This window comes from Streptomyces sp. NPDC006552, assembly GCF_040611655.1.
In the GTDB taxonomy this organism is placed as follows: Bacteria; Actinomycetota; Actinomycetes; order Streptomycetales; family Streptomycetaceae; genus Streptomyces.
In genome coordinates this window covers 78500-86249 of the sequence record NZ_JBEXOS010000032.1, presented here as the reverse complement: position 1 = coordinate 86249, position 7750 = coordinate 78500, and the positions used below count along the sequence as shown (strand labels likewise).

4 protein-coding genes are annotated in these 7750 nt (G+C 74.2%); 2 read left to right on the top strand and 2 right to left on the bottom strand.

The window, feature by feature from the left end; genetic code table 11:
• Window positions 1-71 precede the first annotated feature (71 nt).
• Window positions 72-353, bottom strand: a complete 282-nt coding sequence (locus ABZY33_RS19900) for a DUF4190 domain-containing protein (protein WP_356492912.1) — start codon at window positions 351-353, stop codon at window positions 72-74.
• Window positions 354-589: 236 nt separating this feature from the next.
• On the opposite strand from ABZY33_RS19900, the gene ABZY33_RS19895 reads away from it, so the two are divergent.
• Together ABZY33_RS19895 and ABZY33_RS19890 are read left to right on the top strand one after the other, a co-directional pair.
• The gene (locus ABZY33_RS19895) at window positions 590-2047 is read left to right on the top strand and encodes an acyl-CoA synthetase (RefSeq protein ID WP_356492911.1); all 1458 of its coding nucleotides are present in this window, start codon (window positions 590-592) and stop codon (window positions 2045-2047) included.
• Window positions 2040-3380: a carboxyl transferase domain-containing protein gene (locus ABZY33_RS19890; RefSeq protein WP_356492910.1), complete on the top strand. Its 1341-nt coding sequence runs from the start codon at window positions 2040-2042 to the stop codon at window positions 3378-3380. The genes ABZY33_RS19895 and ABZY33_RS19890 overlap by 8 nt, the downstream gene beginning before the upstream one ends.
• Before the next feature lie 379 nt (window positions 3381-3759).
• On the opposite strand, the gene ABZY33_RS19885 is transcribed toward ABZY33_RS19890, so the two are convergent.
• Window positions 3760-7449 carry a S8 family serine peptidase gene (locus ABZY33_RS19885; RefSeq protein ID WP_356492909.1) on the bottom strand — a complete coding sequence of 1230 codons (3690 nt, stop codon included), beginning with the start codon at window positions 7447-7449 and terminating at the stop codon, window positions 3760-3762.
• Between the last annotated feature and the right edge of the window lie 301 nt (window positions 7450-7750).

Sequence of the window (7750 nt, the reverse complement as noted above, 5' to 3'; positions counted from 1 at the left end):
AGCCGCCTCGGCGGTGACGGCCCGCCTCGCCCTCACCCTCGCCTCCCGCACCGGCTTTTCCCGTGCCCGGGTCAGCCGCCGACGTACCAGCTGAATCCGCCATTGGCCGCGACGATCATCATCACGATGAAGAGGACCACGTCGATGATGCCCAGAATGAGGCCGGCCTTGGCCATTCCGCCGCCGCTCGCGGCCTTCTGGCGCAGCGCCAGCGCGCCGAAGATGATCGCGAGCGGGCCCAGGACGAAGCTGAGGAAGAACAGCCCGACGATGCCGCAGACAAGTCCGGCTATTGCGAGGCCATTGGTCCGGGAACCGGAGGAAGCAGCAGGACGACTACCGTAAGCCGACATGGTCCACATCCCTTGCAGGTCGCTTTACAGGACTTCGTTACGCACCTCCGGGTGCCCCGGAATTCGGCGCGCAGTCAGCCGACTATGCGGAAAATAAGCGGACTTGGAGATTCACCTGCCGCGCCGGAGGCTCCGCCCCGCCTCGATCGCCTCGCGGTCGCCCGGTGGTTGGATCGGCCCAGCCGCTGAACCCATACGATCTCGACCACCGGACCCATACGATCAGGAGCCTTCCCGTGACCCGACTCCTCCCGGCCCTCGTCGACACCCCGGACCGGCCGGCGCTGCGGTTCGGCGACCGCGCCCTGACCTACGGCGAACTGGCCGCGGCCGCCGCGCCGTTGGCGGACCGGCTCCGAGGCTCGGCCCGGGTCGCCGTCTGGGCGACACCGACCCTGGAGACCGCGGTCGGCGTGGTCGCCGCGCTGCTGGCCGGGGTCGCCGCCGTGCCGGTCAACCCGAAGTCGGGCGCGAGCGAGCTGGGCCACATCGTGGCGGACAGCGCGCCCGACGCGGTCCTTGCGGCGCCGGGCACCGAACTGCCGCCCGCGCTGGCTGCGTTGGACCGTATCGACGTGACCGTACCGACCCGGCCGGGGCCGCCCGCCGCCCTTCCCGAGGAGCCCGCGGACCCCGCCACCCCGGCCTTCGTCGTCTACACCTCCGGCACCACCGGCCCGCCCAAGGGCGCCGTGCTGCCGCGCCGCGCCGTCTCCGCCACGCTCGACGCGCTCGGCGACGCCTGGGGCTGGACGGACCAGGACACCCTGGTGCACGGGCTGCCGCTGTTCCACGTGCACGGCCTGATCCTGGGGATCATCGGCCCGCTGCGCCAGGGCGGCGCGGTGCGGCACCTGGGGCGGTTCGACACGGACGGCGTGACGCGCGAGCTGGCGTCCGGCGCCACGATGCTCTTCGGCGTCCCCACGATGTACCACCGCCTCGCCGAGGCGCTGCCCGGCGACCCGGCACTCGCCGAGGCGCTGGCCAGCGCCCGGCTGCTGGTCTCCGGCTCGGCGGCGCTCCCGGTCCACGACCACGAGCGGATCACCGCGGCGACCGGGCAGCGCGTCGTCGAGCGGTACGGCATGACCGAGACCCTGATGAACACCAGCGTGCGCGCGGACGGCGAGCCGCGTCCCGGCACGGTGGGCGTGCCGCTGCCCGGCGTGGAGCTGCGCCTGACGGAGGAGGACGGCACGAGCGAGGTCCCCGCCGGCGACCCCGAGGCGGTCGGCGAGATCCAGGTCCGGGGCCCGAACCTGTTCCTGGAGTACCTGAACCGGCCCGACGCCACGGCGGCCGCGTTCGCGCCGGGCGGCTGGTTCCGCACCGGCGACATGGCCGTGCGCGACCGGGACGGCTATGTCCGCATCATCGGCCGCAAGGCCACCGACCTCATCAAGAGCGGCGGCTACAAGATCGGCGCGGGCGAGATCGAGAACGCGCTCCTGGAACATCCCGGCGTCAAGGAGGCCGCCGTCACCGGCGCCCCCGACCCCGACCTCGGGGAGCGGGTGGTGGCCTGGATCGTGCCGGCCGACCCGGCGGACCCGCCGCGGGCCGGGGCCCTCGCCGACCACGTCGCCGCCCGGCTCGCCCCGCACAAGCGGCCCCGCACGGTCCGCTACCTCGACATGCTGCCCCGCAACGACATGGGCAAGATCCTGAAGCGGGCCCTCCCGGATGGCTGACTCCGCGGGCGCCCGCGGGGTCCTGGCCGCCCTGTGCGACCCCGGCACCTTCCGCGCGCTGCCGCTCCCGCCGCCGCCGGACCGTCCCGACCCGCTCGGCTGGCCGGAGTACGCGGACGCGCGGGCGCGGGCGGCGGCCAGGACCGGCGAGTCGGAGTCCGTCGTCACCGGCACCGCCGCGGTCGAGGGCACCACCGCCGTCGTCCTCGCCTTCGAGTTCGGCTACCTGGGCGGCTCCCTCGGCCAGGAGACGGGCGACCGCATCGAGGCCGCCCATGGGTACGCCCGCGCCCACCGCCTGCCGGTGGTCCCGGTCGTCGCCACCGGTGGCAGCCGCATGCAGGAGGGCATGATCGCGCTGACCCAGCTCCAGCGGGTGGCCCGGCAGTCGGCGCTGACCCGCGCCGCGGGCCTGCCCCAGATCGCCGTGGTGCGCGACCCCACGACCGGCGGCGGCTGGGCCACCCTGGGCGCGGGCGCCGACCTGACGCTCGCCGTGCCGGGGGCGCAGATCGGCTTCGCGGGCTCGCGCGTGCGCCCGCCGGACGCGGACCCGGCGGCGTACACCGCACAGGCGCAGTTGCGGGCGGGCGCGGTCGACGCGGTGGTGGCGCCGGAGGAGCTGCGCGGTGCGCTGGGTCGTGGGCTGCGGCTGCTGACCCGGCCCTGCACCTCCCCCGCGCCGGTCCCCCACGCGCTCGGCCGCACCGACCTGCCGGCCACCGGGTGGGAGGCGGTGCTGCGCGCCCGCGCTCCCGAACGCCCGCGCGCGGCCGCGTACTTGGCGGCCTACTTCGAAGAGCGGGTGGAGCTGCGCGGGGACCGGGCGGGCGGCTGCGACGACGGCATGCTCTGCGGTTTCGGTGAGCACGAGGGGCGGACCGTCGCGTACGCGGCGCAGTGCGGCACGGCCACCACCCCGGCCGGTTACCGCACGGCCACGCGGCTGCTGCGGCTCGCCGGCCGGCTCGGCGTCCCGGTGCTCACCCTGGTGGACACGCCGGGGGCGGCGAGCGGCGCCGCGGCGGAGCGGGCGGGCGTGGGCCCGGCCGTCGCCGAGCTGTTCCTGGCGCTGGCCGAGTCGCCGGCGCCGGTCACCACGCTCGTCATCGGCGAGGGCGGCTCGGGCGGCGCGCTGGCACTGGCCGCGCCGGGCCGCACGTGGGTGGCCCCGGACGCGTACTTCTCGGTGATCGCGCCGGAACTGGCCGCCGCGATCCTCAAGCGCCCCGCCGACCGGGCCCCGCAGACCGCCGACCAACTCGGCATCAGACCGCAGGACTTGGTGGACCTCGGTGTCGTCCGCGGGATCGCGGAGCCACCCCCGGCATGATCGGGAAACGAACAGGCGCGCAGTTGTTCCCGCGAACAGGTGATCGTGGCGCCAGAAATTGCATGAGGCACGGATGACCAACGATGCTTACGGGGCGCAAGCAACGGGCTGCAGACCGTAGTTGTCGCGCACCCGGCCCATGTCCCATACAGGGCCGGGGTGTTGTCCCACACACATGCACCATCGCAAGGAGACGCATCACCATGAACCTGCTCACCGACATCCTCGCCGGCCTCGTCCACTTCGTCGGCTGGCTGGTGTAACACCGCCGGATGCCAGCGCGGCGCCGCCCTCCCCGGTCCCACGGGAAAGGCGGCGCCGTCGCGTTGTCGCGTACCCGCTCAGCGGCGGGTGACGCACGGACCCCGGCGGTGTGCGGTCACCTGACGCCCGCCGCCCGGATGATTTCCTGGGTGACCGAGCCTCCCCGGTCGTCCCGGGCCGAGGCGCGCAGCGAGAGGTACGCGGCCCCGCGCGGCACATGCAGGCTGCCCTTCCAGGAGGCCCCGCCACCGCCCTTCAGCGCCACCCGCGTCCAGCTCGCGCCGTCGTCGTAGGAGACTTCCAGCTTGCCGCCGCCGATGGTGCCGGTGCCGGACGCGTCCTTGACGTAGGCGCCGAAGATCCCGACCGGGACGGACCGGCCGCCGCGGACGTCGCCCGCGAGATCGGTGTCGAGGTCGAAGCCGAGGTTGATCAGCGGCAGATACGTCCACCGGCCCTCGGGCGTCGCCGCCGACCTGACGGTCCACTCGGCGTGGCCCTTGGTCGACAGTTCCCAGCGCGCCGGGTCGAGCGTGGTGTCCGTGGCGACGGTGTAGGTGTGCTCGGCCGGGTCGGCGTCCCACACGTACACGCCGGAACTCTTCTTCCGGTCGACCTGCACCCCGTCCACGGAGACGGACGTGTACTGGTCCATGCCGTTCGTCTCGCTGCTCCACGCGTCGCCGAAGCCGGTGTGGTCGGGACCCGAGTCGCCCCAGCCGGGCGTGTTGAACTGCAGGGTGGAGCCGGAGCGCTGCTGGCCCCAGCCGAGCCCGCTGCCCAGCCACGGGTGCCAGACCGGCTTGAACCAGTCCAGCTCCTGGTGCGTACCGCCCCGGTAGGCGACCAGGCCGCTGCGCTGCTCCAGGTCGGTCGGGCCGGTCTGCACGGACTCGTGCCAGGTCTGGCCCGCGCCGGTGGAGACGTAGTCGGTGCGCTCGGCCGGGTAGGCGATCTGCTCCAGGAAGCCGAGGCCGATGGGGAAGGTGTCGGTGATCGAGTAGCGGAACTCGCCGCCGTTCTGCGGCTTCACCGCGTGGTACCGCGCGTCCAGGACGGCCAGGTCCCGCTTGCCCGGCGTGAACCGCAGGCTCCCCTTCGGCACGCCTCCCCGGTGCGCGTCGGTGAGGTCGTAGACCCACGGCGTGTACCGGGTGCCCGTGGTCGTCAGGCTCCGGCCGGCCGCGGCGAGCCGGGCGAGCGCGGCGCCGTCGGCCGCGTCGACGGAGGCGATCTGCAACGGCCGGTCGGCGCCGTCCTCCGACCCGAACCAGGCGCTCAGCCGCCCCGCCTCGCCGTCGGTGACGAACAGGGCCCTGGCCCCCGCGTCCTGCGCCGCCTGGGCGAGGCGGTCCGGGGTGACAGTGCCGCCGCGGCGCACCAGGACGGCCTTGCCGCGCACGTCCTTGCCCGCGTAGTCGGCGGGAGTGCCCGCGCCCGCGTCGACGATCCGCAGCCGGCTGCGGCCCTCGATCAGCGTGCCGCCCGCCTGCACGGTGGCTTCGCGCACCCCGTCGGCCTGGAGCACCGGCTTGCCGAGCCGCCACACGGTCCGGTACTCGAAGCTGCCCTCGCGCACCTTGTGGGTGGGTGCGGCGAAGACGCTGTCGTACGTCACCGGCAGCTGCACGGCGCTCATGTACGCGGCGCCGCCCGCCTTCCGGTCGGCCTCCATGACGAGCTGCCGGGTCTGCGTGGTGCGCCCGACGTCGGCGGTGATCTCCGTCAACTGCCGCCCGTCGAGGGTGATCTCGCGGTCCCGGTCGAGTACGACCTCCGGGTCCGCGAGGTAGCCGAGCCCGAGCGAGTCCTTGCCGTGGCTGCCGCGCACGTCGAGGTAGGACTCCAGGTAGTACGAGCCGGGCTTCAGACGCAGCTGCAGGGTGCCGGAGTCACCGACGGTGGCGGGGAACGGGTCGGTGGCTCCGGTGAGCTGCTGCACCCCGAGGGAGGCGGCGCTCGGCGCGCCGGACCGGTCCTTCACATGGACGGTCAGCGTGTACCGCTCCTCCTCCTTCACGAGCCCGAACGCCGTGTGCGCGACGGGCGTTCCGCCCGCACTCGCGACGATCTGCCCGCTGGTGTTGCCGACCGGCGCCTGCGCGCCGTCGCCGGTGACGGTCGTGGCGGCGGTGCCGTGCGCGGGAACGCTCAGCGTGGTGCGGGCGAGCGTGGCGACACCGTCTGCCGCGCCCTGCACGGCGAGGCTCAACTCAACTGCCCTGTCACCGGAGTTGCTGTACGTGAGGGTCTTCGTCACCGGCTTGTTGTCCTCGTACGGCCAGGTGTACGAGCCGAGGTCGGCGCTGCCGGTGGCGGTGATCCGCGCCCCGATCGCGTCGGGCGCGCTGACCCGCCCGGCGCCCAGTACGTAGGCGGAGGTCTCGAGTTCGACGCTGCTGGACATCAGGGCGTCCTTGAGCCGCGCGCCCGTCCAGTCCGGGTGTTCCTGGGCGAGCAGCGCGGCCACCCCGGCGACGTGCGGCGTCGCCATCGACGTACCGCTCATCCGGACGTACGAGCCCTCGCCCGCGGCCAGTGAGGAGCGCGCGGCCAGGATGTCCACGCCCGGCGCGGAGACGTCCGGCTTGAGGGCGTTGTCCCCGGCACGCGGGCCCTGGCTGGTGAAGTAGGCGGCCTGGTCGGCGGAGTCGACGGCACCGACGGTCAGCGCGGCGTCGGCGGCGCCGGGCGAGCCGATGGAGCCGGGCGCGCCGCTGTTCCCGGCGGCGATGACGAAGAGGGCGCCGGTCTGCGCGGAGAGGGCGTCGACGGCGGCGGCCATCGGATCGGTCCCGTCGCTGGCCTCCTGCGAGCCGAGGCTCATCGAGACGACCTTGGCCCCGATGTCCTTGGCGGCCCACTCCATCCCGGCGATGATCTGCGACTCGGTGCCGGAGCCCTCGTCGCTGAGCACCTTGCCGACGGCGAGCGCGGCCTCCGGGGCGACGCCCTTCTCCTTGCCGTCGGAGGCGGCGCCGGAGCCGCCGACGGTCGAGGTCACATGGGTGCCGTGGCCGTCGCGGTCGGCGACCTCCTCGCCCTCGATGAACGACTTCGAGGCGGTGACCCGGGAGGCGAGATCCGGGTGGGCGGGGTCGTAGCCGGTGTCGAGGACGGCGACCTTCACGCCCTTGCCGGTGAGCCCGGCCTCCCATGCCGTCGGGGTGCCGATCTGTTCGTTGCTCTCGGCCATGTCGGCCGTGACGCGCCCGTCGAGCCAGATCTTGCTGACGCCGTCCGCGAACCCCTTCCCCGTGGTGGCGGCCTCCCAGAAGGTGCGCCCCTTGCCGGCATCGAGGGCGGCGCCGCCGATGCTGGCGAGGGCGCGGGTGCGCTCGGCGCCCTTCGGGACGGCGCGGGCGCCGCGGGCGGCCGTGCCGCCGTAGGTCACGATGAGGGGCGTCGCGTCGGCCTTGCCGTCCGCGAGGCCCTGCCGTATCAGCGCGCTGACGTCGAACAGGCGCGCGTCGAGGGTGCCCGCGGCCAGGTAGGGCCGGGCCTCGTCCGGCACGACGTGGACGTCACCACGCACCACCTGCGTGCGCACCGCGCCGGTCGCGCCCTTGGCACGGTCCACGGTGACGGCCTTCTTGCCGCCGCCCAGCTCGGTCACGGTCACCTTGTCGCCGGTCACCAGGGTCACGGTGTGCGCGGCGGTCGCGGCCTTCGCCGCCTTGGTCACCGTCGTCGTCCTCGCTGCGGCCGTGGGGGCGGCCTGGGCACCGCCGCCGGGCAGCAGCGCGCACGCGATGCCGGCCGACAGCAGGGCCGCGCCGCGTCTCGCGGCAGGTCCTCTGGTCATCGTCGCCTCTCTTCGTCGGCCCCGGGTCGGGGGTCACCCGAGTGCTGGGAAGAGTCTCAAGCCGCATCTGTTACAGGGGAGTTGACGGGAGCTGGCGGAAAGCTGCCCTGGCACGTTCCCGCCAGGCGTTCGGCGCGGTTCCGGACCTACCGAACGCAACGTCAGGTGAGGCCAGCACAAAGGCTGATGACGGGCAGTCAGCCGCCGGCAGATTCACCTGTCCGGCCCTGCCCCGCCCGGCCCATCCCAGCGCGCGCGGTCCACGGCCCGCGCGCACGATGCCAAGAGGGCCGCAGTTGCG